25 protein-coding genes are annotated in these 24,756 nt (G+C 69.5%); 13 read left to right on the top strand and 12 right to left on the bottom strand.

Going from position 1 to position 24,756, the window contains the following annotated elements:
• Nucleotides 1-93: 93 nt before the first annotated feature.
• Together ACZ7CD_RS06050 and radA are read right to left on the bottom strand one after the other, a co-directional pair.
• Nucleotides 94-624 carry a hypothetical protein gene (locus ACZ7CD_RS06050; protein WP_360385311.1) on the bottom strand — a complete coding sequence of 177 codons (531 nt, stop codon included), beginning with the start codon at nt 622-624 and terminating at the stop codon, nt 94-96.
• Between the two features lie 197 nt (nt 625-821).
• Complete coding sequence (radA, locus tag ACZ7CD_RS06045; RefSeq protein ID WP_360385309.1) at nt 822-2,228, bottom strand: DNA repair protein RadA; 1,407 nt, start codon at nt 2,226-2,228, stop codon at nt 822-824.
• Nucleotides 2,229-2,388: 160 nt separating this feature from the next.
• Between radA and ACZ7CD_RS06040 the strand changes: the two genes are divergently transcribed.
• Nucleotides 2,389-2,820 carry a hypothetical protein gene (locus ACZ7CD_RS06040; RefSeq protein ID WP_470378386.1) on the top strand — a complete coding sequence of 144 codons (432 nt, stop codon included), beginning with the start codon at nt 2,389-2,391 and terminating at the stop codon, nt 2,818-2,820.
• A 66-nt stretch (nt 2,821-2,886) separates the two neighbouring features.
• Here ACZ7CD_RS06040 and ACZ7CD_RS06035 read toward each other — a convergent pair whose 3' ends face one another.
• Nucleotides 2,887-3,639, bottom strand: coding sequence for a copper chaperone PCu(A)C (locus ACZ7CD_RS06035; RefSeq protein ID WP_360385305.1), 753 nt, complete (start codon nt 3,637-3,639; stop codon nt 2,887-2,889).
• 254 nt (nt 3,640-3,893) lie between these two features.
• Here ACZ7CD_RS06035 and ACZ7CD_RS06030 point away from each other — a divergent pair, with 254 nt between their 5' ends.
• Genes ACZ7CD_RS06030 through ispF form a run of 3 tightly spaced genes read left to right on the top strand, consistent with a single transcriptional unit; the run spans nt 3,894 to nt 5,578 of the window.
• The gene (locus ACZ7CD_RS06030) at nt 3,894-4,382 is read left to right on the top strand and encodes a CarD family transcriptional regulator (RefSeq protein ID WP_065915127.1); all 489 of its coding nucleotides are present in this window, start codon (nt 3,894-3,896) and stop codon (nt 4,380-4,382) included.
• A 39-nt stretch (nt 4,383-4,421) separates the two neighbouring features.
• On the top strand, nt 4,422-5,114 hold the full coding sequence (gene ispD / locus ACZ7CD_RS06025) for a 2-C-methyl-D-erythritol 4-phosphate cytidylyltransferase (protein WP_360385302.1): 693 nt from the start codon (nt 4,422-4,424) through the stop codon (nt 5,112-5,114).
• Nucleotides 5,111-5,578 carry a 2-C-methyl-D-erythritol 2,4-cyclodiphosphate synthase gene (ispF, locus tag ACZ7CD_RS06020; RefSeq protein ID WP_360385300.1) on the top strand — a complete coding sequence of 156 codons (468 nt, stop codon included), beginning with the start codon at nt 5,111-5,113 and terminating at the stop codon, nt 5,576-5,578. Before ispD ends, ispF begins: the two co-directional genes overlap by 4 nt.
• Here ispF and ACZ7CD_RS06015 read toward each other — a convergent pair.
• Nucleotides 5,575-5,853 carry a DUF6191 domain-containing protein gene (locus ACZ7CD_RS06015; RefSeq protein WP_360385298.1) on the bottom strand — a complete coding sequence of 93 codons (279 nt, stop codon included), beginning with the start codon at nt 5,851-5,853 and terminating at the stop codon, nt 5,575-5,577. The genes ispF and ACZ7CD_RS06015 overlap by 4 nt on opposite strands.
• Before the next feature lie 53 nt (nt 5,854-5,906).
• Between ACZ7CD_RS06015 and ACZ7CD_RS06010 the strand changes: the two genes are divergently transcribed.
• From ACZ7CD_RS06010 to ACZ7CD_RS05985, 6 genes are all read left to right on the top strand, one after another.
• Entirely contained in the window at nt 5,907-6,848 is a 942-nt protein-coding gene (locus tag ACZ7CD_RS06010) for a toll/interleukin-1 receptor domain-containing protein (RefSeq protein ID WP_360385296.1), read from the top strand.
• 24 nt (nt 6,849-6,872) lie between these two features.
• Nucleotides 6,873-7,496, top strand: coding sequence for an HAD family hydrolase (locus ACZ7CD_RS06005; RefSeq protein ID WP_470369592.1), 624 nt, complete (start codon nt 6,873-6,875; stop codon nt 7,494-7,496).
• A complete protein-coding gene (cysS, locus tag ACZ7CD_RS06000; protein WP_470378385.1) occupies nt 7,493-8,887 on the top strand; it encodes a cysteine--tRNA ligase in 1,395 nt (464 codons plus the stop codon). Before ACZ7CD_RS06005 ends, cysS begins: the two co-directional genes overlap by 4 nt.
• Before the next feature lie 5 nt (nt 8,888-8,892).
• Nucleotides 8,893-9,864 (top strand): 23S rRNA (guanosine(2251)-2'-O)-methyltransferase RlmB, encoded by a 972-nt coding sequence (gene rlmB, locus ACZ7CD_RS05995; protein WP_360385290.1) that lies wholly within the window; start codon nt 8,893-8,895, stop codon nt 9,862-9,864.
• Nucleotides 9,865-10,434: 570 nt separating this feature from the next.
• Nucleotides 10,435-11,661, top strand: a complete 1,227-nt coding sequence (locus ACZ7CD_RS05990; protein WP_470378384.1) for an MFS transporter — start codon at nt 10,435-10,437, stop codon at nt 11,659-11,661.
• A 252-nt stretch (nt 11,662-11,913) separates the two neighbouring features.
• Nucleotides 11,914-13,335: a GGDEF domain-containing protein gene (locus tag ACZ7CD_RS05985; protein ID WP_360385286.1), complete on the top strand. Its 1,422-nt coding sequence runs from the start codon at nt 11,914-11,916 to the stop codon at nt 13,333-13,335.
• A 433-nt stretch (nt 13,336-13,768) separates the two neighbouring features.
• Here ACZ7CD_RS05985 and ACZ7CD_RS05980 read toward each other — a convergent pair whose 3' ends face one another.
• From ACZ7CD_RS05980 to ACZ7CD_RS05950, 7 genes are all read right to left on the bottom strand, one after another.
• Nucleotides 13,769-14,593: a metal ABC transporter permease gene (locus ACZ7CD_RS05980; protein WP_360385284.1), complete on the bottom strand. Its 825-nt coding sequence runs from the start codon at nt 14,591-14,593 to the stop codon at nt 13,769-13,771.
• Nucleotides 14,594-14,636: 43 nt separating this feature from the next.
• A complete protein-coding gene (locus tag ACZ7CD_RS05975; protein ID WP_360385282.1) occupies nt 14,637-15,428 on the bottom strand; it encodes a metal ABC transporter ATP-binding protein in 792 nt (263 codons plus the stop codon).
• Nucleotides 15,425-16,369 carry a metal ABC transporter solute-binding protein, Zn/Mn family gene (locus tag ACZ7CD_RS05970; RefSeq protein WP_360385280.1) on the bottom strand — a complete coding sequence of 315 codons (945 nt, stop codon included), beginning with the start codon at nt 16,367-16,369 and terminating at the stop codon, nt 15,425-15,427. The genes ACZ7CD_RS05975 and ACZ7CD_RS05970 overlap by 4 nt, the downstream gene beginning before the upstream one ends.
• A 98-nt stretch (nt 16,370-16,467) precedes the next feature.
• Nucleotides 16,468-17,562, bottom strand: coding sequence for an ABC transporter ATP-binding protein (locus ACZ7CD_RS05965; RefSeq protein ID WP_360385278.1), 1,095 nt, complete (start codon nt 17,560-17,562; stop codon nt 16,468-16,470).
• A 151-nt stretch (nt 17,563-17,713) separates the two neighbouring features.
• Nucleotides 17,714-18,610, bottom strand: coding sequence for a sugar ABC transporter permease (locus ACZ7CD_RS05960; RefSeq protein ID WP_360385276.1), 897 nt, complete (start codon nt 18,608-18,610; stop codon nt 17,714-17,716).
• A gap of 1 nt (nt 18,611) precedes the next feature.
• Complete coding sequence (locus ACZ7CD_RS05955) at nt 18,612-19,529, bottom strand: carbohydrate ABC transporter permease (protein ID WP_470378383.1); 918 nt, start codon at nt 19,527-19,529, stop codon at nt 18,612-18,614.
• Nucleotides 19,530-19,590: 61 nt separating this feature from the next.
• Entirely contained in the window at nt 19,591-20,850 is a 1,260-nt protein-coding gene (locus tag ACZ7CD_RS05950) for an extracellular solute-binding protein (RefSeq protein WP_470378382.1), read from the bottom strand.
• A gap of 220 nt (nt 20,851-21,070) precedes the next feature.
• Here ACZ7CD_RS05950 and ACZ7CD_RS05945 point away from each other — a divergent pair, with 220 nt between their 5' ends.
• On the top strand, nt 21,071-22,108 hold the full coding sequence (locus ACZ7CD_RS05945) for a LacI family DNA-binding transcriptional regulator (RefSeq protein WP_360385272.1): 1,038 nt from the start codon (nt 21,071-21,073) through the stop codon (nt 22,106-22,108).
• Nucleotides 22,109-22,242: 134 nt separating this feature from the next.
• Nucleotides 22,243-23,346 carry a LacI family DNA-binding transcriptional regulator gene (locus tag ACZ7CD_RS05940; protein ID WP_360385270.1) on the top strand — a complete coding sequence of 368 codons (1,104 nt, stop codon included), beginning with the start codon at nt 22,243-22,245 and terminating at the stop codon, nt 23,344-23,346.
• A 7-nt stretch (nt 23,347-23,353) separates the two neighbouring features.
• Here ACZ7CD_RS05940 and ACZ7CD_RS05935 read toward each other — a convergent pair whose 3' ends face one another.
• Nucleotides 23,354-24,025 carry a hypothetical protein gene (locus ACZ7CD_RS05935; protein ID WP_470378381.1) on the bottom strand — a complete coding sequence of 224 codons (672 nt, stop codon included), beginning with the start codon at nt 24,023-24,025 and terminating at the stop codon, nt 23,354-23,356.
• Between the two features lie 150 nt (nt 24,026-24,175).
• Here ACZ7CD_RS05935 and ACZ7CD_RS05930 point away from each other — a divergent pair, with 150 nt between their 5' ends.
• Nucleotides 24,176-24,688, top strand: coding sequence for a beta-class carbonic anhydrase (locus ACZ7CD_RS05930; RefSeq protein ID WP_458429621.1), 513 nt, complete (start codon nt 24,176-24,178; stop codon nt 24,686-24,688).
• Nucleotides 24,689-24,756: the final 68 nt, after the last annotated feature.

Genomic DNA, 24,756 nt, shown 5'->3' with positions numbered 1-24,756 from the left:
CCGCAGGCGTACTCGCACCTCGGCCTGATCAGGTGCGCGCAGCTGCTGTCGCAGTAGGGGATCTTCTTCGCAAGTGCCGCCGCGGCCGTGCTCCTACGGCCGCGGCGGCACTTTTTCGATGACCGTCGCTGTCCCCGGTGACCGGCCCAGCAGCGAGATCCGGTCCCCCTTCGCCAGGTGCGCCCAGGCCGTGGGGACGAACGGGCGCAGGCGGGCCGTGGCGCGTTCCCCGGCGTACAACGTCGGCTTGGACTCGATCCACAGCGCGGCGACCCGTTCGTCGCCGGTCAGGTCCCAGGTCGGGCGCTGGTTGCGCGCTTCCAGGGGCTCCGCGTCGTGCGCGAGCGTCAGCTGCACCCGCAACAGGCCTTGGATCGACTCCACGCACCGCCACTGGAACCAGGCCTCGTCCTGGTCCAGCTCCGTCGCCGCCTCCGCGAGGAGGGCCCAGAAGCGCGGCGTCTGCCAGGTGTTGCCGGGGTGGTCGCCCAGGAGGTCGAGGACCAGGTCCCACTCCTCGTGGTCGAGGTAGTCGAGCAGGTCCTCGGACCGCACGTCGGCGGGCACCTGCGCGGCGGCCAGGCGCAGCAGCTCGCCGACCTCGTGGTCGTGTCTCCCCAGCACGGGGGTATTCGATCACCTCGGGTGGGTGGGGGTGATGGCGTCCCCCGGTTGCGGTGACGGATGCCGGTTCGGCGTAGGCCGGTGGTTGCGGTGGGTGGTCGTGTTGCAGTGGACAACCCCGCCTCCTGCGCGGCCCCGCCCGAGGAACCCTGAACGCCGCGCCCGCGAAACGCTCAGCGGTGCGGTTGGCTGCGGGGCTAGTCGTCGTCCTCCGGCTTGTCCTTGCCGCCACCGCCACCGCCGCTGCGACGGCGGTTCAGGCCCAGCACCTCCAGCGCCGACACCAGGTCGTTGGCCACCAGCGCGCGCACGCCGTCGGGCAGGGGGCCGTGGTCCGGGGGGACGAGGGCCTTCTTGAAGCCGAGGCGCGCGGCCTCCTGGAGGCGTTTGCCGACGCCGTTCACGCGGCGGATCTCGCCGGCCAGGCCTACCTCGCCGAGGACCACCAGGTCCGCGGGCAGGGCGATCTCGCGTTCCGCAGAGGCCACGGCCAGGACGACGGCCAGGTCTGCCGCGGGTTCCACGAGGCGCATGCCGCCGACTGTCGCCGTGAACACGTCCTTCTGGAACAGGTTGACCTTGCCGCGCTTCTCCAGGACCGCGAGGGCCATGGAGATGCGGGCTGAGTCGAGGCCGCTCACCGCGCGGCGGGGTGCGGGGAGGTTCGTCTTGGCGACCAGGGCCTGCACCTCGCCGAGCATGGGGCGCTTGCCCTCGACGATGACGGTGACGCAGGTGCCCTCCACGGCCTTTTCGCGGCGGGTCAGGAAGAGGCCGGAGGGGTCGGGGACGCCGACGATGCCGTCGTCGCGCAGCTCGAAGCAGCCGACCTCGTCGGCGGCGCCGTAGCGGTTCTTGATGCCGCGCAGCAGGCGCAGGGACGAGTGGCGGTCGCCTTCGAACTGCAGGACCACGTCCACGAGGTGTTCGAGGACGCGGGGGCCGGCCACCGAGCCGTCCTTCGTCACGTGGCCCACCAGGACCACGGGCAGGCCGCGTTCCTTGGCCATGGCGATCAGGCCGGACGCGACGGTGCGGACCTGGGTCACGCCGCCGGGCACGCCCTCCACGCTCACCGTCGACATGGTCTGGATGGAGTCGACGATCAGCATCGCCGGTTTCACCGCGTCGACCTGGCCCAGGAGCGCGCTCAGCTCCGACTCGGCGGCCAGGTACATCTCGGGGTGGAGGTTGCCGGTGCGTTCGGCGCGCAGGCGGACCTGGCCCGCGGACTCCTCACCGGTCACGTAGAGGCAGCGGCCGTGGGACTCGGCCCAGCGGTGCGCGGTCTCCAGCAGCAGGGTCGACTTGCCGACGCCCGGTTCACCCGCCAGCAGCACGACCGCGCCGGGCACCAGGCCGCCGCCCAGGACCCGGTCGAACTCGCTCACGCCCGTCGACAGGGCGCGGGCGGACTCGATGTCCACCTCGCCGATCGGGCGGGCCGTCGACGTCGGGGCGCCGGCCACCACGCGGGTCACCGACGCGGTGCCGCGTTCCTCGATGCTGCCCCACGCCTGGCACTCGGGGCAGCGGCCGAACCACTTCGCCACCTCGTGCCCGCACTCGGCACAACGGAAGATCGGCCGCGCTGTCTTCGCCACGGGTCGAACGGTAGAGCACGGCACCGACAAAAACCGGAAGACCCAGCTCAGAGGGGGTTGCAGAAGAAACTTCCAAGATTCTTCTGCAGGCTTGTCGATCCTGAGTGGTGGCCGTTCGACGCATCAGTGGAAGGACCCGACAGCCACCGAGGAGACCGCAATGACCACCACCACCGCGACCCGCCCCGCCACCAAGGTGAACGCCGGCCGCTACGCCACCGCCGTCACCCGCGTGCTGATCGGCCTGCTCTACACCACGACCGGCTTGAACGGGTTCCTGAACTTCATGCCCGCACCCGATCCCAGCACGCTCGCGGAGGCGGGGGTGAGGTTCAGCGGGGCGCTCTACGAGACGGGTTACATGCTGCAGCTGACCTCGGCCACGCAGCTCGTGGCGGGCCTGCTGCTCGTCGTCGGCCGGTTCGTGCCGCTGGCGCTCGCGCTGCTCGCTCCGGTCGTGGTGAACATCTTCCTGTTCCACGTGTTCCTGGAGCCCAGCGGCCTCGTGACGGCGCTCGTCGTCGTCGCCGCGGAGATCGGGCTGGCGTGGGCCTACCGCGACCGGTTCCGCCCGATGCTCCAGGCGCGCTGAGAGCCCCCGGAACGCGAACGCCGCCCCGGGCAGGCCCGGAGCGGCGTTTCGGCGTTCAGCAGCGACTCAATGGCCGCCGTCGTGGCCTTCGCTGACGCGCTTGTGGTCCGAAGGCGCCACCGGCACCTCCAGCGTCACGGAACCGGCCTTCTCGAACAGGAACGTCAGCTTCACCGTCTGCGCGGCGGTCACGTCCCTGTTCAGCTTCTTGAGCGTGCAGCGGATCTGCAGCACCTCGAGCGACTGGTCGTGCGCGGCCGACGACGAGGTCGGCGACACGGACGACGAGCCCGACGGGCTGCCGGAGGACGACGCGACCGACGAGGACGCGACCGAACCGGAGGTCGGGGCACCCGAGGACGGCGAGCCGGTGGTCGACGGCGCACCCGAGGACGGCGCACCCGACGACGGGGTCAGCGACACCGACGAGGACGACTGCGACGACGAGGACGGCGACGAGGTCTTGGACGGCGCGTGGGACGCGTCGTACTCGGCGCGCAGCGCGTACTGGGCCGGGACGTCCTTGCTGCCGACGATCTCCAGCTCGGACCCGGAGGCCTCTGACTTGATCGACAGCAGCTTGTCCGGGTCGTTGCCGGTGTTCGCGATGACGAACGTCAGCGGCACGTCCTCGCCCTCGCGGTACCGGTTGCCGTCCGGCGGGAAGGCCAGCATGGCGTTGCGGACCGCCATCGGGCCCGCGTTGCCGCTCGCACCGTCGACGGCGGCGACCTGGGTGTCGGTCTGGGTGATCTGACCGGCGCTGCAGCCGACCGCCACCAGGCCGAGGCCCGCGGCCAGCGCTGCCGTCACGATCATCCGGCGAGACACTCCTGAGTTCACGGCTCCAGCGTCCTTCCTAGGGAACAACCACCAGGCAAAGAGCCTAACCGGGGCCCGGAAAGCCGACTCGACGTGGTGCCAATCGATCTTGTGTGGCCGCTACGTTGCACGCGAACAGGTGGTTTGTCAACCCCCCGCGCGGCCCTGACCAGCGCTAACGGATCATCGAGCGGCGTGGGAAGGGTTGCCGGACGTGTTAGGATGGAGGAAGCGAAAGGGGCAGAGGACACATGGTTTTCAAGGTCGGAGAGACCGTCGTCTACCCGCACCACGGTGCCGCTCTCATCGAAGCAATCGAGACCCGCGTTATCAAGGGCGAGGAGAAGAAGTACCTCGTCCTCAAGGTGGCGCAGGGCGACCTCACCGTTCGGGTTCCCGCTGACAACGCCGAGATCGTCGGCGTGCGTGACGTTGTCGGCCAGGAGGGACTCGACCGGGTCTTCGAGGTCTTGCGCGCTCCCCACACCGAGGAGCCGACCAACTGGTCTCGGCGGTACAAGGCCAACCTTGAGAAGCTCGCCTCCGGCGACGTGAACAAGGTTGCGGAAGTGGTGCGCGACCTCTGGCGGCGCGAGAAGGATCGCGGTTTGTCCGCCGGCGAGAAGCGGATGCTGGCGAAGGCGCGGCAGATACTGGTCAGCGAGCTGGCGCTGGCCGAGGGCACCGACGAGGACAAGGCCGAGGTCCTCCTCGACGAAGTTCTCGCCACGGCCTCGTAGTTCTCGGCAGAACACACTGAGCATCGGATAACGCCGCACATGAGTGTTGTCGCGCTCGTGCCTGCGGCAGGGCGAGGTGAGCGCCTGGGCTACGGAATGCCCAAGGCGCTGGTACCGGTCAACGGAACACCGCTGTTGACCCGTGCCGTTCAGGGCCTGTTCGCGTCGGGTCAGGTCCAGCACGTCGTCATCGCAGCTCCACCGTCCGATGTGGACCAAGTGCACACCGCTACCGCCTCGCTGGCCCCGGCCGGCGGGGCGGTGCACGTGCTTTCAGGGGGCTCCGAACGCACCGACTCGGTGCGCCTCGCCCTCGACCACGCGCTCCGCGTGGTGCCCGACACCTCCATCGTGCTCGTCCACGACGCCGCTCGTGCGTTCACCCCTCCCGAGGTCATCGCCGGGGTCGTGGCCGCTGTGCGCGACGGTCACGACGCCGTCGTCCCGGTGTTGCCCGTCGCCGACACGATCAAACAGGTGGACGAGGTCGGAGTGGTCGTCTCCACGCCCGACCGTGCCGGCCTGCGGGTCGTGCAGACCCCGCAGGGTTTCCGCGTCGACGTTCTCAAAGCCGCCTATGGCTCCGGTGTCGCCGCGACTGATGACGCAGGTCTTGTGGAGAAGAACGGTGGCGAGGTCCACACGGTTCCCGGCCACGCGCACGCCATGAAGATCACCACGCCGTTCGACCTCGCGGTCGCTGCGGCACTGTTCGCGGGGGAACGAGAGTGAGAATCGGCCAGGGCGTCGACGTCCACCCGATCGAGGCAGGCCGTGAGTGCTGGGTCGCCGGGCTGCTGTGGGAGGGCGTGGACGGCTGCGCGGGCCACTCCGACGGTGACGTCGCCTCCCACGCGCTGTGCGACGCGCTGCTCTCCGCCGCTGGCCTGGGCGACCTGGGCGCGGTCTTCGGCACGTCGGACCCGCGCTGGTCGGGCGCCCACGGTGTGGTACTGCTCACCGAGGTCCGCCGGCTCGTCGAGGAGGCCGGATACCGTGTGGGAAACGCCACAGTGCAGGTGATCGGCAACGCGCCGCGCATCGGCAAGCGCCGCGAGGAGGCGCAGGACGCGCTGTCCGCGGCCGTCGGCGGCCCGGTGTCGGTGGCCGGCACCACGACGGACGGCCTGGGCCTCACGGGTCGCGGCGAGGGCATCGCGGCGATCGCCACGGCACTGCTGGTGCCCGTCCCCTAGTCCGGCAGCCTGAGCACGGCCGTGCCGCCGTCCAGGTCGACCCGGCTCCTCGGCGGTGCCGCGTCGCCTTCCTCGTCGCGCAGCTGCCGCTCCTCCTTGCGGAACTCGACCTCGTCGCGCTTGCCCGGCTCGAACGTCGCGCCCAGCTCCCCGATGCCCGCGGTGGCCATCGGCGTGCCCTTCCTGCGGCGCACCACCCGTTCGACCACCGCCAACACGAACAGGGCCGCGACCAACGCCGGCAGGGACAGCGCGAAGAGGTAGCCCGGGCTCATGAACGGAGAACTTCCCGCCGGACGTGATGGTTCCCACCACTAGAGTTCGCGCGGTGACCAAGTACGACGTCTGCCTGTCGTTCGCCGGCGAGGACCGCACCTACGTCGACGAGGTGGCCCGCCACCTCAAGGAGCTGGGCGTCAAGGTCTTCTACGACGACGACGAGCAGGTCGACCTGTGGGGCAAGAACCTCACCGAGTACCTCGACGAGGTCTACCGCAAGGAGTCCCGCTTCTGCGTCATGTTCGTCTCGCGGCACTACGCGGCGAAGATGTGGACCAAGCACGAGCGCCAGAGCGCGTTCGACCGGGCCATGACCCAGGACGACGAGTACGTGCTGCCGGTGCGCTTCGACGCCACGGAGCTGCCCGGCCTGCGCACGGGTGTCGGCTACCTCGACGCCGCCAGGGTCACCCCCCGGCGGCTCGCCGAGATGGTGGCGAGGAAGCTCGGCACCGCCACCCCGCCGCAGCGGGCGGAGGGCTGGGAGTACGCCCTGTTCGCGGACACCGTGCGCGCGGGTCTGCGCGGGTTGCAGAGCAAGCGGGTCGACCACGACATGGCATTCGCGAGGAACGTCCGCACGTTCACCACGGACACCGAGGCGCTCGACTACTTCGCGGCCCGCACGCGCGCGTTCGACAACATCATCAACGCCATCGCCGAGGTCCTGTCCCCGCAGCGGCAGCTGCTGGCGTTCGGAGCGAACGGCCACAGGGGCGACGAGGAGAAGATCACCCGGCTGGCCACGATGTTCGTCGAGGTCTACGACAACCTGCTGACCTGGGCCGCCGAGCTGCGCGGCACCGCCACGCCGGAGAAGTTCCGCCCTCTCTACGCCGCGACCGCGCGGCTCGCCGACCAGCCGCTGGCACAGATCGACGAGTTCGTGCGCCGGTTCGCGGACGCGCGCGGGTCCGGTGAGCTGCGGCTGACCATCGACTACGACCCGGCCGAGGTCGAGGCAGAGCTCACAAAGGTCCAGACCAACTAGCCCGGCGGCACGTAGAGTCGCGGCGTGACGATCCGCGCCGCTCTCTTCGACTTCTCCGGCACGCTCTTCCGGCTCGAGCACCCCGGGCTGGAGTCCAACGGCGACCTGATGCGGGCGCTCACCGCACCGGTCGGGATCGCCGACGGCGTGGACCCCGAGCTGGCCGACGCCTGGTTCCGCCGCGACCTCGACCCCGAGGTCCACCGCTGGGTCCACGTGAAGGTGCTGCGCGACGCGCTCGTGCCGGACGCCGAGGCGTTCTACGAGCAGCTCATCTCGCCCGAGTCGTGGCGGCCCTACCCGGACGTGAAGGCGACGCTGGAGCACCTGGCCGACGTGCCGGTCGCGGTCGTCAGCAACATCGGGTGGGACATCCGGTCCGTGTTCGAGCTGCACGGGCTGACGCACCTGGTGGACGAGTTCGTGCTCTCCTACGAGGAGGGCGTGGTCAAGCCGGACCCGAAGATCTTCACCACCGCCTGCGAACGGCTCGGCGTCGCGCCGGCGAACGCCGTGATGGTCGGCGACAGCGCTGAGGCGGACGGCGGAGCGGAAGCCGTCGGTTGCTCCTTCCGGCTCGTCAATCCGGTTCCGACGAGTGACCGGCCCACTGCGCTCCTGGATGTGGCCCGTACCATTCCCGTGTGAGCCTCCACATCTACGACAGCGCGAGCCGGAGCATGCGGGAGTTCCACCCGCAGGTCAACGGAACGGCGTCGATCTACGTGTGTGGGGCGACCGTGCAGGGCGTCCCGCACATCGGGCACGTCCGCAGCGGCCTGAACTTCGACGTGCTGCGGCGCTGGCTGGGGCGTGACGGCGCCGACGTCACGCTGGTCCGCAACGTCACCGACATCGACGACAAGATCCTCACCAAGGCCGCGGCGAACGACCGGCCCTGGTGGGAGTGGGCGTACACGCACGAGCTCGCGTTCGAGAGCGCCTACGACGCGCTGGGCTGCCTGCCGCCGTCGTACGCGCCGCGCGCGACCGGGCACGTCACGCAGATGGTCGACCTGATGCAGCGGCTGATCGACAAGAACCACGCCTACGACGTCGACGGCGACGTCTACTTCGACGTGCGCTCGTTCCCCGAGTACGGGGCGCTGTCCGGGCGCAAGATCGACGACCAGCAGCAGGGCGAGACCGAGGTCCGCGGCAAGCGCGACCCACGCGACTTCACGCTGTGGAAGGCCGCGAAGCCCGGTGAGCCGTCCTGGCCGACGCCGTGGGGCAACGGCAGGCCCGGCTGGCACCTCGAGTGCTCCGCGATGGCCACGACGTACCTGGGCAGCACCTTCGACGTCCACGGCGGCGGGCTGGACCTGATCTTCCCGCACCACGAGAACGAGCAGGCGCAGTCGCGCGCGGCCGGTGACGGCTTCGCGAACTACTGGATGCACAACGCCTGGGTGACGATGTCGGGCGAGAAGATGTCGAAGTCGCTCGGCAACGTGGTGTCGATCCCGGAGATGCTGAAGCTCGTCAGCGCGGCCGAGCTGCGCTACTACCTGGTCGGCCCGCACTACCGGTCGAACATCGAGTACTCCGGGGACGCGCTGCAGGACGCGGTGGCCGGGTACCGGCGCGTCGAGTCGTTCCTGCGCCGCGCGGTGGAGAGGCTCGGCCCGATCGACCTCGCGGGTCCCCTGTGCCCCGACTTCGTGGCGGCCATGGACAACGACCTGGGCACCCCGCAGGCGCTCGCCGCGCTGCACAACAAGGTGCGCCAGGGCAACACCGCGCTCGCCGACGGCGACGACACCACGGCCCGCGAGGCCGCCGAGTGCGTCCGCCGGATGGCCGACATCCTCGGCGTCGACCCGTTGTCGCCGAAGTGGAACAACGCGTCGTCCGCCGACACCGGCATGCGGCAGGCGTTGACCACGCTGGTGGATCGACTGCTCGTCGAGCGCCAGGAAGCCCGCAAGGCCAGGGACTTCGCGCGCGCTGACGCGTTGCGCGAACAGCTGGACGAGGCGGGCATCGCCGTCGAGGACACCCCCGACGGTCCGCAGTGGACTTTGAAGGACGACTGACTTCCGTGGCTGGCAACTCCAAGCGCAAGGGCGCGATGCGCAATCCGGGCTCGAAGAAGGGCGCGGTCGTCGGTTCCGGCGGGCAGAAGTCCAAGGGGCTGCAGGGCAAGGGTCCGACCCCGAAGGCGACGGACCGCCCGAACCACCCCGCCTACAAGCGGGCCAAGGCGGTCGCGAAGAGCGACGCGGTGAAGACGCAGCGCCGCCAGAAGACCGAGAAGGCCCAGGCCGAGACCGTGGCCGGCCGCAACCCCGTCGTGGAGTGCCTGCGTGCGGGCACGCCCGCGACGGCGCTGTACGTGGCGCTGGGCATCGACGCGGACGACCGCGTGGCCGAGGCCGTGCGCCTGGCCGCCGACCGGGGCATCTCCGTGCTGGAGGTGGCCCGCGGTGAGCTCGACCGGATCACCGGTGGCGCGATGCACCAGGGCCTCGGCCTGCAGGTGCCGCCGTTCGAGTACGCCACGCCGAACGAGCTGCTGGAGCAGGCGCAGCGCTCCACCCAGCCGCCGTTGCTGGTGGCGCTGGACGGTGTGACGGACCCGCGGAACCTGGGTGCGGTCGTGCGGTCCGCGGCGGCGTTCGGTGCCCACGGCGTGGTGCTGCCGCAGCGGCGCAGCGCGTCGATGACCGCGGTTGCCTGGCGCACCAGCGCGGGCACGGCGGCGAAGCTGCCGATCGCGATGGCCACCAACCTGACGCGCACCCTGCGTGACTGGGCTGAGGCCGGTCTGATGATCGTCGGGCTCGACGCGGACGGCGACGTGGACGTCGACGGCCTCGAACTGGCGACCGGTCCGCTGGTGGTCGTCGTGGGCTCGGAGGGTCGCGGTCTCGGGCGTCTGGTGAAGGAGACCTGCGACCAGACGGTGTCCATTCCGATGGCCACGGGCGTGGAGTCGCTGAACGCCTCCGTCGCCGCCGGAGTGGTGCTCGCGGAAGTGGCGCGCCGTCGCCGGGTCGCGGCCAAGGGCTGACGCAAGTCCCTGCCACGTCACGAAAAGACGGCTCGGCAGTCGACGTCAATGATCATTTTCCCGCTCGCGGACCCACGCCGGACCGCGAGCGGGAAAACGTTCTCGTTTAACTGTTGCCAGCCACTTGCGGGTGACCGCGATGACAATCGGCGTGGCCTATTACGCGGGTACTCCCGAGCGCGGGTACCTTCACATCTGTTCCTTTGTTGCCGCACCCGCCGGGAGTCGGCGGACGACGGTTGGAGCTGATTGCACCGGTTGGCCGAGCCGGTGAGGACCGATTGGCACCACGCGACACGTTGCGTGACCATTTGGGCTCCAACCAGGCGAATCCGAGGTCAACTGTGAAGAAGATCAGGCCTGCGTTTCGCTATTGTAACTACTTTAGGTAACTGGCCTGCTCCGTTTAGGTACACACTGTGGTAGGACAGACGTTGAACGGTCAGGCAGCTTCTACCGTGATTGTCGATAGGAATTGATTACCACCGGCGGGGGCGACGTGACTCGGCGTAGAACGAATCAGGACGAGCTGATTCGCCACGGCCGGGCCGCGACGCGCCGAGGACACGCATGACGACCCGAGGCGCGCTCCGCGAGCTCGTGGGTTTGCGTGAGTTCCGCGCCATGTGGATCGGCTCCACCGCTTCGACCGCCGGTGACCAACTCGCCGCGGTCGCATTGTCGCTGCTCGTGTTCGAACGAACACAATCCGCAGCGTGGACCGCGCTCACCTGGTCGTTGACGCTCTTCCCGCCGCTGATTTCGGGTCCGTTGCTCGGCTGGGTCGCCGACCGGTTCCCGCGACGCACGGTAATGGTGACGACGGCCTGGATGCAGGCCGTGCTCATGGCCGCGATGGCGATTCCCGGCATGCCGCTGTGGGCGATGATCGTGCTGCTGGTCGTGGTGCTGGCGATTTCCTCGCCGTACCTGGCTGCCCAGGAGGCGAGCCTCCCGCACGTGCTGCCGGCCAAGCGCTACGACGACGGTGTGGCGCTCTTCGGCACGTCCGTGGACATCGCTCAGATGGCCGGGCTCGCCGCCGCCGGGTTCCTCGTCGCCCACACGAACCCCGGCATCGCGTTGGCGATCAACGCCGTGACGTTCGCCGCCCTGGCGATCCTGGTGCAGGTGTCGGTCAAGCACCGCCCTGCCGCGGACCCGCTGGGACGCAAGAAGAAGGACGACGAAGAGCCGCGCGGCGTGCTCACGTTGATGGTGACGGAGCCGCGGCTGAGGACCCTGCTGGGCGTCCGGCTGCTGGCGGGGCTCGCGATGGTCCCGGAGGGCTTGGCGGTGCCGCTGGCGGCGAGCCTGGACGCGGTGTGGGCGGTGGGCCTGATCCTCGCGATCGAGCCGGCCGCGAACGTGCTCGGCGTGGCGTTGCTGTTCCGCATCGTGCGGGACCCGGCCAAGCGGGAACGCCTGATCGGTCCGCTCGCGATCCTGTCGCTGGCGCCGTTGATCATGTTCGCGTTCAACCCGAACCTGACGTGGACGATCGTTTTGTTGGTCATCGCCGGTATAGGCGGGGCTTATCACACACCCGCTCGTTCGGCGTGGATGCGACTACTTCCCGACCAGTACCGCGGAAGGGCCTATGGCATTGGGCGCGCGGCACTGCGTTCGAGCCAGGGCGGCGGAATGGCACTGGCCGGTGTCGTCGCCCATTCGGTCGGTTCGATCACAGCAACGATCGCGGGCGCGGGGGGCATCGGGTTGCTGCTGGCGACACAGGCCACCTTCGCCTGGCGCCGGGCGCGGCGTCGCGCGGACAGCAAGACGGTGGCAATCTGAAACAGAACGGTCACCAATAGCGATATCCCGATCGAGGAGGCACCTCAAACGCGGAGGTTCCGGGCGAAGCATTGAGGAGGGTGGTGTTCAGAAGTCACGGTTGCTCATGGCAGGACACCTCCTCGTTGCGACGAGCAGCAGCGCGGTGGTCTACGACCGGGTCAGCAGCGGCTTGCTCATGATGTGTCATGAGCGTAGGGGGTCGTGGTGAAGAACAGTTTGACTGATCGCGGGCGATCGCGGGCACTCGGCTTGACTCCGATTCGCAACTGGGACCTTTGGACCGTTGCGCCCAGCGCGATCGCGTACTTCTTCGTGCTCGAAGCCGCGGTCACCGGCGCCGCCATCTGGCTGCTGACGAATCTCACCCCGGTCGCCACCACGGACTGGCTGCGCTTCGGCGCGCTGATCGCCGCGATCACGATCCACCTGACGATCGTCCGCAGAGCCGAGGAGGCCCGCCGCAACGAGGCCTCCGGTCCCCACATCGACCTGACGTCGGTCTGGACGTTCGCCGCCGCGGTCGCCCTGCCCGGTGGCCTCGCGGTGGTCGCCACGATCTGGATGCGCATCCTGATCCAGCCGATCGCCCGCCGCCAGCCGTACCGCTTCGTCTTCGGCACCGCCTCCATGCTGGCCTCCACCCTGCTGTCGTGGGCGCTCGTGCACCTCTCGGGTGTCTCGCTGGCCGCGACCGGAAACGTGCCCACCGACCTCGGCCTGGTCCTGGTCCTCGCGATAGCCGCCCTCGTGTACTGGTTCGTCCAGGTGATGACCGTGGCGGTCGCGTTCAAGATCGTGACCCCGAACTCGAAGGTCTTCGAGTTCCTCGGCTCCCGCGTCGACAACATGCTGGAGATGAGCACGCTCGGCGCGGGCGCGATGCTCGGCATGCTCATGACCTCCCACTGGGTCGGCCCCCTGCTGCTGGTGGTCCCCGTGATCTTGGTGAACGCACTGTTGTCCCGGGCGGCTGAGCGCCGCACGCATCTCGAACGACTCCTGCGCGAACAGGAGCAGCTCCACCAACGCCTCGCCGCCGACGCGCACACCGACTACCGCACGGGCCTGCTGAACACGAACGGCCTCGCCGAGTACGCCGGCCGCCTCGCCGAACGCTGCCGCCTCGACGGCGTCCCGATGACCGTCCTCGTCATCGACCTCGACCACTTCAAGCGCATCAACGACACCTGGGGCCACCCCGCGGGCAACGCGGTCCTGGCCGAGGTCGGCCGCATCCTGCGCGAAAAGCTCCGCCCCGGCGACGTAGCCGGCCGCGACGGCGGCGAGGAGTTCGTCGTGGCCCTGAAGGACACCCCGGTCGCCCAGGGCGTGACGATCGCCGAACGCATCCGCGAGGCCATCGGCCGTCTCGCCGTCCCGACCACCGACAAGCACCGCAACGTGGTGACCCTCTACGGCCGCGAGATCCAGCCCTCGGAACCCGACGGCGACTCGCTGCGCGCCATCTCCGCGTCCATCGGCGTGGCCGTCATCCCGGACAACGGCCCGGACATGGCGACCGCGCAGCACTCCGCGGACGCCGCCCTGTACAAGGCCAAGGAGAACGGGCGCAACCAGGTCCGGGTGGCCGGGCTGGACATTCCGCCGCGGTTGATGCCGGCTCCTCGGGCGGACGACGTCACGAAGCCCATCACGTCACGTTCGGCCTGAGCCGCGTTCGGGCTGGGTCGCCGCTTCGCCGGGTGCCTGCGCGCTCCGGGCGAGGCACGGTCCGAGCACACCACGGTCCGAGCAACCACGGTCTGGGCCGAGACCGCCTGAGCTCGGGGCAGCCGTCATGCCCGTGGCGTCTCACACCCATGGCGCCTCGTGCCCAGTGGCACGCCCTCACGCCCGCGACCCCATGCCCGCGACCTCATGCCCACGGCCCCGGACCGCGCGACCCGATCACCCTTGCCCTGCCCGCCGAACCCTCAGCACTCGCTGATTCTCGTTCCCATGAGAACCCCACGTTCCCCTGCCGCCTCCCCCGCGCTTCCTTCCTCACGGGGCGAAGACGACCATGCTTTCCGGACATCTACCAGACGACGATCGAGGCAAATCCGGACAGGATTCACCCGTCCGAGCGACAACCCGCGGCCTGTCACGCAGCCCGCGAAGCCCCGGTCCGCACAGCCCCGATCCCACGACAGACCAGGTAGATCACGAAGCTCACCGCCGTGACGAGCGCCGACACCGGCAGCCCGGGTTGCAGCGACAGCAGGATTCCGCCCACCGCGGCGACCTCGGCGAACACGACGGACAGCACGATCGCCCGCACCGGTGACGCGGTCAGCCGCATGGCCGCCGCGGCGGGGGTGATCATGAGGGCCAGCACCAGCAGAGCGCCCACGACCTGCACCGACAGCGCCGTCGCGACGCCTATGAGCACCGCGAACACGATCGACAGGCCGCGGACCGGCACGCCGCGTGCGACGGCCACGTCGGGGTCGACCGAAGCGAAGAACAGGGGGCGGTAGATCACCGCCAGCACGGCGAGGACGGCTGCGGAGGAGATCACCAGCAGTTGCAGGTCGGTCGAGTCGACGCCGACGATCTGGCCCACCAGCAGGCCGAACTTGTTCGACGAACGTCCTTTGTAGAGGGCCAGCATGAGGATGCCCATGCCGAGGCCGAAGGCGAGGATCGCGCCGATCACCGAGTCGCGGTCGCTCTCGCGGCGGGACAGCACACCGAGGAGCACCGCGGCGATGATCGAGCCGGCCAGTGCGCCGTAGCCGACGCCGACGCCGAGCAGCAGGGCGGCCGCGCCGCCGGTGAAGGCGAGTTCGGAGGTGCCGTGGACGGCGAAGGCCATCTTGCGGGTCACGATGAACGGGCCCAGTGCGCCCGCGACCAGGCCGAGGACCGCGGCGGCGATCAGGGCGGTCTGCACGAAGTCCAGGGCGAGGAGGTCGAAGAAGGTCACGACGCGGCTCCCGCCGACGAACGGGTGGAGGACGAGGAGGCGGTCACGACGCGGCCCCCGCCGACAGGTGGTGGGTCTGTTCCTCGCAGGCGCCGGCGCCGACGACCAGGATCTGGTCGCGCACGCGCACGACCTCGACCGGTGTGCGGTACAGCTCGGACAGGGTCGCGGAGGTCATGACCTCTTCCGGGGTGCCGATGCGGAAGCGGCCGCCGACCAGGTACAGGACCCGGTCCACGAGTGGCAGGACCGGGTTCAGCTCGTGCGTCACGAAGAGGACGGCGGTGGCGGCTTCGCGGCGGCGTTTGTCGATCAGCTCGCTCACCACGCGCTGGTTGGCGAGGTCGAGTGAGAGGAGTGGCTCGTCGCAGAGCATCACGGTGGGGTCGCCGACGAGGGCTTGGGCGACGCGCAGGCGTTGTTGTTCGCCGCCGGACAGCAGGCCGATCGGGGAGTCGGCGTAGCGGGTGGCGCCCACGGACTCGATGGCCGCGTCGACGCGGATGCGGCGGGCGGCGCGACCTCGTACGCCCAGGCCCCAGCGGTAGCCGTCGAGACCCAGGCCGACGAGGTCGCGGCCGCGCAGCGTCATGGATTGGTCGAGCGCTCGCTGCTGCGGGATGTAGCCGATGGCGCGGTTGCCGCCGTTGACCTCGACCGTGCCCGAGGACAGCGGTTGCAGGCCCAGCAGCACGCGCATCAGGCTCGTCTTGCCGGAGCCGTTCGGGCCGAGCACCGCGAGGAACTCACCGGGTTCGACGTCGAGGTCGAGGGAGTCCCACAGCACTCTGTCCCCGTAGGACAGCCGGGCGCCGCGCAGCGAGATCGCGGTCATGCCTTGAGCGCCTGCGAAAGGGCGTCCACCTGCTTGCTCATCCAGTCAAGGTAGCCGGTCGTTCCCGCGGGCAACGTCTCGGTGACCTCGACGACGGGCACACCGGCCGCCTTGGCCTTCTCGACGAGCTGCTTGGTGACGTTGTTCTCGGTCTGGGTGTTGTTGACCAGCACGTTGACCTTCTTGCCCTCGACCAGCTGGTTCATCTCGGCCAGCGCGGCTGCGGGGACGTCGGACTCCTCCTCGACGGCCTTGCTGAACGCCTCGGGGGTCGCGTCCTCGGCGCCGGCCTCGTCGAGCAGGTAGTGGGCGATCGGTTCGGTGGCGGCGACCTTCTTGCCGGCGCCGACGCCCGTGACCTTCTTCTCCAGGTCCTCCAGCGCGGCGGTGAACTTCTGGGTGTTGCTCTCGAACGTCGCCTTCTTGTCCGGTGCGAGCGCGCTCAGCTCGTTCGCCGCGGCCTCGGCCACGGCCTGGACGGTGTGCAGGTCGTACCAGACGTGCTCGTTCTCGCCGTGCTCGTGGCCGTGGTCGTCCGCGGCGGGCGCCTCGGAGGTCGTGGTGGCGGTGGAGGTGGCCGGCTCCTCGGCGTGGCTGTGCTCGCGCAGCGGGAACGCCTCGACCTTCTTGGTGGCGTCGCTGGTGATCAGCTTCGCGAAGAAGTCGTCGTAGCCGCCGCCGTTGAACACGACGAGCTTGGCGTCCTTGACCAGTGCGGCGTCGGCGGGCTTGCTCTCGTAGGAGTGCGGGTCGGCGCCGGGGTCCTCCAGCAGCGCCTTGACCTCGACCGCGTCACCACCGACGGCGGCGACGACGCTGCCCCAGACGTTGGTGGAGGTGACCACCTTGATCTTGCCGTTGTCCGCGGCCGGCGTGGTCGTGCCGCAGGCTGCCAGGCTCACGACGGCGAGAGTGCCGACCAGAGCGTTGCGGAGAGTCATCACGCCGTCCCTCGATCAGGTAATGGAAACCGTTGTCGAGTTCAGCTTACGACATGAAAAAGCCCCCGGCGGTCACGCCGGGGGCCTTCGCGTGTGACTCACGCCTCCAGACGGTCGCCCGTCTCGGGGTGGAACAGGTGGATCTCGCTGTGGTCGCGCACGGCGACCTTGACGTGCTGGCCCAGGGTGGGCGGCGTGCGGCCGTCGACGCGGACGACGAAGCGCTGCGACGAGTCGCCGATCTTCACGGCGCCGTGCACGAGCGCGTCGGCGCCGAGCTCCTCGACCAGCTCGACGGTCATCTCCATGCCCTCCTCGCCCGACGGCACGATGCCGAGGGCCTCGGGGCGGATGCCGAAGGTGACCTCGTCCAGGCCACCGGCGGCGGCGATCGCGTCACGCGAGAGCGGCACGATGACGCCGTCGAGCTTCGCGCCCTCGGACGTGATCGGCACGGTCTTGAGGTTCATGGCCGGCGAGCCGATGAAGCCCGCGACGAACGCGTTGGCCGGGCGGTCGTACAGCGCGCGCGGGGTGTCGCACTGCTGCAGCAGGCCGTCCTTGAGCACGGCGACGCGGTGACCCATCGTCATGGCCTCGACCTGGTCGTGCGTGACGTAGATCGTGGTGGTGCCGAGGCGCTGCTGGAGGGCGGCGATGTTGGCGCGGGTCTCGACGCGGAGCTTGGCGTCCAGGTTGGACAGCGGCTCGTCCATGAGGAACACGGAGGGCTCGCGGACGATGGCGCGGCCCATGGCGACGCGCTGGCGCTGACCACCGGAGAGCGCCTTCGGCTTGCGCTCCAGGTACTTGGTGAGGTCGAGCATCTTGGCGGCCTCTTCGACCTTCGCCTTGATCTCGGTCTTGTTGACGCCGCGGAGCTTGAGCGCGAAGCCCATGTTCTCGGCGACGGTCATGTGCGGGTAGAGCGCGTAGGACTGGAACACCATGGCGATGTCGCGGCCCTTCGGCGGGACGTTCGTGACGTCCTTGCCGCCGATGTGGATGGCGCCCTCGTCGATGTCCTCGAGGCCGGCGAGCATGCGCAGCGCCGTCGACTTGCCGGAACCGGACGGGCCGACGAGCACCAGGAACTCGCCGTCAGCGACCTCGAGCGACAGCTCGTCGACCGCGCGCACCGGCGGGTTGCCGGAGAACACCCTCGACGCCTTGACGTAGGACACCTCTGCCATGTGACGCACCTTTCACCGCTTGTCTGGGCGCGACGTTATGCATTGCAAGCGCTTACGGGAATGGCCGTAAGCGCTTGCGTTGCGCGAGTTCGCAACGCAAGCGCTTACGTCCGACAGCATGGATGAGCGCGCTCTCACGCGCCGCCCGCGGTCAGCCCTTCACGGCACCGGACGCGAGCCCGGTCACCAAGAACCGCTGCACCAGGTAGAACACGACGATCGCCGGGATGGCGACCAGGATGGACGCGGCCGCGAGGTGGCCCCACTCGGTGCGGTTCTGCTGCACGAACACCTGCAACCCGACGGCCAGGGTCTTCGACTCGTCCGCCGCCGACAGGAACGCCGACGCGAACGCCACCTCGCCCCACGCCGTGAGGAACGCGTAGAACGACGTCACCGCGAGGCCCGGCTTGGCCAGCGGCATGATCAGCCGCCAGAACACGCCGAACGGCGACAAGCCGTCCACGCGGCCGGCCTCGTCGATGTCGGCGGGGACCGTGTCGAAGTAGCCCTTGAGCATGTACGTGCAGAACGGCACCGCGGTGGTGCAGTAAACGAGCACCAGGCCGATGGTGGAACCGTTGAGCCCCAACGCGATCAGGATGTTGTAGAGCGGCACGATCAGGACCGCGAACGGGAACATCTGCACCAGCAGGAACGACATCATCAGGCCGCGCTTGCCGGGGAACCGGAAGCGCGAGGCCGCGTAGCCGGCGGTGGCCGAGATGAACACGCCGAGCACGGTGGTCAGCAGTGCGATCACCACGGAGTTGCCGAACCAGGCGAGGAAGTCGCCCTTCTCGCCGGCCAGCACGCGGCTGTAGTTGTCGAACGAGGACTCGTTCCACAGCTTCGGCGTCGGTTCGACGGCGCGGGCGTCGGGCTTCAGCGAGGTGACGAACACCCAGAAGATCGGGAACACCGAGATGACCGACGCGGTGATCAGCGTGGCGTGCAACAGGATCGAGGACCCGGCGGAGCGGTCCGACCGGCTCAGGCGGCGTTCGGGGGCCTTGACCACCTGGAGGGACGAAGCATCGAGCGTCACGTCACCACACCTCGCCCTGCTTGCGCAGTGCCCGCCGGTAGACGGCGGCGAACACCAACAACACCGAAAGGATCAGCACGCCGTAGGTCGACGCGATGGCGTAGTCGCGGGACGCGCCGGAGAAGAAGCGCTCGAACGCGTAGGTCACCAGGATGCGGGTGTTCGGGTTGGGGCCCGCCACCAGGTAGATCACCGGGAACATGTTGAACGTCCAGATGATGCCGAGCAGGATCACCGTGGACGACACCGAGCGCAGGCCGGGCAGGGTCACGTGGCGGAAGCGCTGCCACGGCGTCGCGCCGTCCATCTCCGCCGCCTCGTAGAGGTCGCCGGGGATCGACTGCAGGCCGCCCAGGAGCGCCACCATCATGAACGGCGTGCCCAGCCAGACGTTGACCATGATCACGGACACGAGGGCCCAGTCGGACTGGCCGAGCCAGACCGGGTCGGGCAGGCCGACGGCGCGCAGGATCTGGTTGATGATCCCGTACTGCGCGTTGAACATGTACTTCCAGGCGAACGCGCTGATGAACGCGGGCACGGCCCACGGCAGGATCAGCAGCACGCGGTAGAGCGAGCGGCCCTTCACCTGGCGGTTGAGCAGCATCGCCAGGCCCAGGCCGATGGTGTAGTGGAAGAACACGCAGGCGAACGTCCAGATCAGCGTGCGGACCAGCGTGCCCCAGAAGGCGCCGTAGGAGTCGCCGCCGGACAGGACGTTGAGGTAGTTCTTGAAGCCCACCACGTCGTAGGACGCGGCCCGGTCCAGGACCGGGTTGGCGATGTTGCCCTCGTTGATGTTCGTGAAGGTGAAGAACACGCCCTGCGCGAGCGGGTAGAGCACCAACACCGCGATGACCACCACGACCGGCAGCACCATCGCATACGCGTACCAGTACCGGTCCAGGAACCGACGCACCGATCTCCTCCGAACCCCAGGCGGACGGCCGGGGCGGCAGGCCCCGGCCGTCCAACACCAATCAGCCGATCGAGTACTCGGTGACGACCTGCTCCTTGTACGCCTTGGCGACGTCGTCGAGAGCGGCCTTCGGCTCCTTCTTGCCGGCGAGGACGTCGGCGTAGGCGATCTTCAGCGGGTCGAACAGCTGGCCGCCCTCGGGGATCCAGGCGCGCTCGTGCGCGACCTTGGTGACCGGCTCGAACGCGGAGACGACGGCGTTGGCCTTGACGTCGGCGTTCTGGTAGGCCGACTTGCGGGTCGGCAGCAGGCCCAGCTCCTTGGCGATGGCGGCCTGCGACTCGGCCGACGCCATGCACTGGACGAACTTGATCGACGACTGCTTCGCCTTGGTGCCCTGGCGGATCGTGTAGTCGTGGCCGCCGACCGGGGCGCTGCCCTTGCCCGCGGTCGGGCCGGGGACCGGCGCGATGCCGAGGTTGGCCGGGTCGGTGAACGCGGTGCCCTTGAGGTAGTCGGCCACCGCCCACGGGCCGTTGATCACCATGGCGGCGTCGCCGCTGGAGAACGCGGCCTGCATCGTGGTGTAGGAGTTGCCGGCGTCGAGCGAGGTGAACGCGGCCTTCGAGTCGAGCAGGCCCTTCGCGGTCTGCAGCGCCTTCACGTTCTTCTCGGAGTTGACCACGATCTTCTTCGCGGAGGCGTCGACCAGGTCACCGCCCTCGCCGTAGATGAACGGCAGCGCGTAGTACGCGTCGTTGTTGAGGAAGAACGCCTTCTCGCCGCCCAGCTTGGCGGCCGCTGCCTTGAGCTCGTCCCACGTCTTCGGCGGTTCGACGCCCGCGTCGGCGAGCTTCTTCTTGTTGTAGAGCAGCGCGAGGGAGTCGGTCACCTGCGGCACCGCGTAGGTCTTGCCCTCGAACTTCGTGGAGCCCAGCGGGGCCTCCAGGAAGTCGCCGGTGTCCTTCGCGAGGTCGGTGTCGGAGAGGTCGGCGACGTAGCCCAGCTTGGCGAACTGCGGCACCCAGGCGACCTCGGCGCGGAAGACGTCGGGGCCCTGGCCGCCCTGGGCTGCGGTCTTGTAGTTCGCGAGCGCCGTGTCGAACGCCTGCGTCTCGACCTTGACCTTGTAGCCGCCCTTCGAGGCGCAGTCGTTCGCGATCTTGGCGAACGCGGGGCTCTCGTTGGGGCCACTGGTGTCCCAGAACGTCACTTCGCCCGAGTCGGATCCGCTGTTGCTGCTCGATCCGCCGCTTCCGCAGGCGGTGAGCACGAGGGCGACACCCGTCGCCATGGCGGTCACGAGGGTTGTCCGTCGCATCGTTGCTGCCGTTCCCTCCAGCTGGGGCCTCGACTCCGAGCGAGACGAGGTGTTGCAAGGTTTTGCGAGAATGTTGCGGGCGATTTCACTACCCGAACCATGGTCAGGTCAAGACGTCGACCGTAACCAAGCCGTAACGGCCCCGTCCCGTGAACCGTCATTGCAAAATTTTTCTGGACACGGCAGGCTTGCGCCGACCCAAGCTGAGCAGGGAGGCAACGTGTCCGGACTGTCCGAGATCGCCAGGGCAGCCGGGGTGTCCATCTCGACCGTCAGCCGAGTGCTGAACCGGCGGGCGGGCGTCAACGACGAGACCCGCCAGCGGGTGCTGTCGGTGCTCGCGGAGATGCCGTACACCCCGCGCGGACTCGGCGCGTTGCAGCGCACGGGCGTGATCGGCCTGCTGGTGCCGGAGCTGTCGAACCCGGTGTTCCCGGCGTTCGCGGAGGCGCTGGAGACCCGCGCCGCGCGGCTGGGCTACTCCTCGCTGCTGTGCAACACCCGCAGCGGCGCGCCGATGGGCGAGGAGGAGTACGTCCGGATGCTGCTCGCCCGCGGGGTCGAGGGCATGGTGTTCGTGTCACCGGAGATCACCAACGTCGAGGTCCCGCTCGGGCAGGCCCCGCGGCCGAGCTACTACGCGAAGCTGCTGGCCGACGGCGTGCACATGGTGTTCCTGAACGGCGCCACGCCCGCGCTGGACGTGCCCGACGTGACGGTGGACGAGCAGATGGCCGGTTACCTGGCCACCAAGCACCTGATCGACCTCGGGCACGAGCGGATCGGGTTCGTGTCGGGGCCGGCGCGGTCGCTGCCGTCACGGCTCAAGCGCGCCGGGTGGGCCGCCGCCCTGGAGGAGAACCACCTGCCGGCGGGCTCGGAGTACGTGGCGCACGGGCCGTTCAGCGCCGAGGGCGGTGGCGAGGCGGTGGCGCAGCTGCTCGACACGGTGGCGCCGACCGCGGTGATCTGCTCGTCGGACCACATGGCGCTGGGCGTCATGCGCGAGGCACACCAGCGGGGGATCGCGGTACCCGATCGGCTGTCCGTCGTCGGGTTCGACGACATCCCGCTGGCTGCCTACTCCTCGCCCGCTTTGACGACGCTGGCGCAGCCGATCGAGGAGATGGCGGCGGCCGCGATCGACGAGCTCGTGCAGCGCCTGGACCCGGATCGGCGCAGGCAGGGCAACGACAACTACACGCGCGTGTTCCGGCCGCGGCTGGTCGTGCGGGAGTCGTCAGCGGCCCCGAGGTGAGACACCCGGCGGGGGATATTGGTCTGGACCAAATTCTGAACAAGCCAGATGGGACGACCAGCGCGGATGCGTCATTTGAGGGACGCCGGTCACCCTGACTTCACGAATTGGTTCTGAACCGTTACGGTCCTTTCATGGCGCGGTCTATGCATGTGCGACGTCCTGCGACGCTGGCCTCCCTGGCCGCTGAGCTGGGCGTTTCCCGGACAACGGTGTCCAACGCGTACAACCGTCCCGACCAGCTCTCCCCCGAGCTGCGTCGCCGGGTGTTGGACACGGCCCGAAGGCTGGGTTACCCCGGCCCGGATCCTGTGGCGCGCTCGTTGCGCACCCGCAAGGCGGGGGCGGTGGGCCTGCTGCTCACCGAGAACCTCTCCTACGCCTTCCGCGACCCCGCGGCGATCGGCTTCCTCGAAGGCCTCGCGCTGGCGTGCGAGGACGCGGGTACGGGCCTTCTGCTGGTGCCCGCCAACCCCGAACGCGAGGACGTCGCGTCCGTCCACCGCGCCGGCGTCGACGGCTTCGTCGTCTACTCGGTGCCCGACGACGACCCGCACCTCGCGGCCGTGCTGGAGCGGCCGGTGCCCACGGTGGTCTGCGACCAGCCCGACCTCGGCACCGTCGACCGCGTCGGCATCGACGACCGCGGGGCGATGTACGAGCTCGCGCAGCACCTGATCTCGTTGGGGCACCGCAGGATCGGCGTCGTGTGCATGCGCCTGGCCCGCGACCGCAACGACGGGTTCGTGACGCCGGACCGCCAGCACGCCGCGCACTTCCACGTGCAGCGCAACCGCCTCTCCGGTCTCGCCGAGGCGTTCAGCGAGGCCGGTGTCGACTGGTCGCAGGTGCCGGTGGTCGAGCGGTTCGACCACAACCCCTCGTCCGGTGCCTCCGGTGCCGCCCAGGTGCTCGACCGGGACCCGCAGGTCACGGCGTTGATCTGCACCTCGGACGTGCTGGCGCTGGGTGCCATGACCGAGGCGGCCCGGCGCGGGCTGCGGGTGCCGCACGACCTCACGGTCACCGGGTTCGACGGGATTCGCGGGGCCGAGGAGGCCGGGCTGACGACCGTGCGCCAGCCGGTGCTGGAGAAGGGGCGGGCGGCGGGCAAGCTGCTGCTCGACGCCAACGAGCGGTCCCGGCCGCGGTCGGTGAACCTCGCGACCGAGCTGATGATCGGCAACACGTCGGGCCCGCCGCGGGGCGGGGCGGAGGAGCGCTGGTTCGGCCCGTGAGCCGGGCCTAGTTCCCCAGCCGGAACACGGTGGGCTGGCTGGCCTTCCCGGCCAGCTTCGCCACCAGCAGGTAGTCGCCGGCGCCCAGCCGGGTGTGCGGTCCGCACCCCGGCTGCGAGGTCGAGGCAGCCCACTTCGTGCCGAAGTTGAAGACCTCCTTCGGTGCCAGCACCCGCACCTCCCTGCCCGTCGCGGCGAGGCAGTGGTTGCTCGACCACAGCACCGTGTGCCCGTCGGCGGTCAGCACGGTCAGCTCGCGGTGCTCGCGGCCGATGTCCTTGATGCACGGCGCCGGACCGTTGTTGACCACGTCCATCGACAGTTCCGGCTGGTCACCGCCGCTGTAGACCGGTTTGTCGACCTTCGCGACCACCACGACCGCGTCGTCGGGACACGGCTGCGGCGGGCCGGGCGGCGGAGGCGGCGCGGCTGTCGGGGTGCTCACCGCGGGCGGCGGGGTCGTCGAGGAGGACGCCGCACCGGCCTCCGACATCGTCGGCGGTGGCGTGGAGGCCGCGGCGGCCGCGGCGTTGGTGGGCTGCGACGGCTGGTCGGGGCCGGAGCCGAAGAGGCCGACGATCCAGATCACGAGCAGCAGCGTGACCAGCGCCGCGCCGATCGCGGCGATGCGGCGGCGCCAGTACACCGAGGACGAAAGTGGTGCTGTGGGCTCGATCACGGCCCGAACGTAGCGGGGTGACGTGGAATCCAGGCGTAGGCGAGCGTCGCTCGATCCGGTGAACGTGATATTGCCGGAAAGCCCTTGTGAACGCGCGCTCGCTGAAGTTCCATCGAGCGGGGGTCCGCCGGTAGGCCATGGAGGGTAGTCATGACCGCGATCGACGAACTGCTCAAGCGGAACTACGAGCTCGGGAACGTGGTTCCCGGAGACCGTTCCTCCGCGCGGCCGTCCCTGCAGGTGGCGATCCTGACCTGCATGGACTCGCGCATCCGGGTGTTCGAGATCTTCGGGTTGAAGCAGGGCGAGGCGCACGTGCTGCGCAACGCGGGCGGCGTCGTCACCGACGACATGATCCGCTCGCTGGCGCTGAGCCAGCGCAAACTCGGCACGCGTGAGGTGCTGCTGGTGCACCACACGAACTGCGGCCTCGAAATGGTCACCGAGGACGACTTCAAGGACGAGCTGGAGTCCGACACCGGCCTGCGGCCGACCTGGGCCGTGGAGGCGTTCAAGGTCGTCGAGCAGAGCGTGCGCGGGTCGATGGCCCGCCTGCGGCGCAGCCCGTTCATCCCGCACACCGACAAGGTCCGCGGGTTCGTCTACGACGTGCACACCGGCGAGCTGCGCGAGGTCGACGCCGCGGAGACCGCCGCCGCCTGACCCCGCCGCCACCTGACCTCGTGCCACGCGGGGCCCCCGCGTTTCCCTGAGGGGAACGCGGGACTCCC

Source organism: Lentzea sp. NPDC036949 (genome assembly GCF_055608075.1).
Note: the sequence above shows the minus strand (reverse complement) of the source record. Positions and strands in the feature narration are given on the sequence as shown.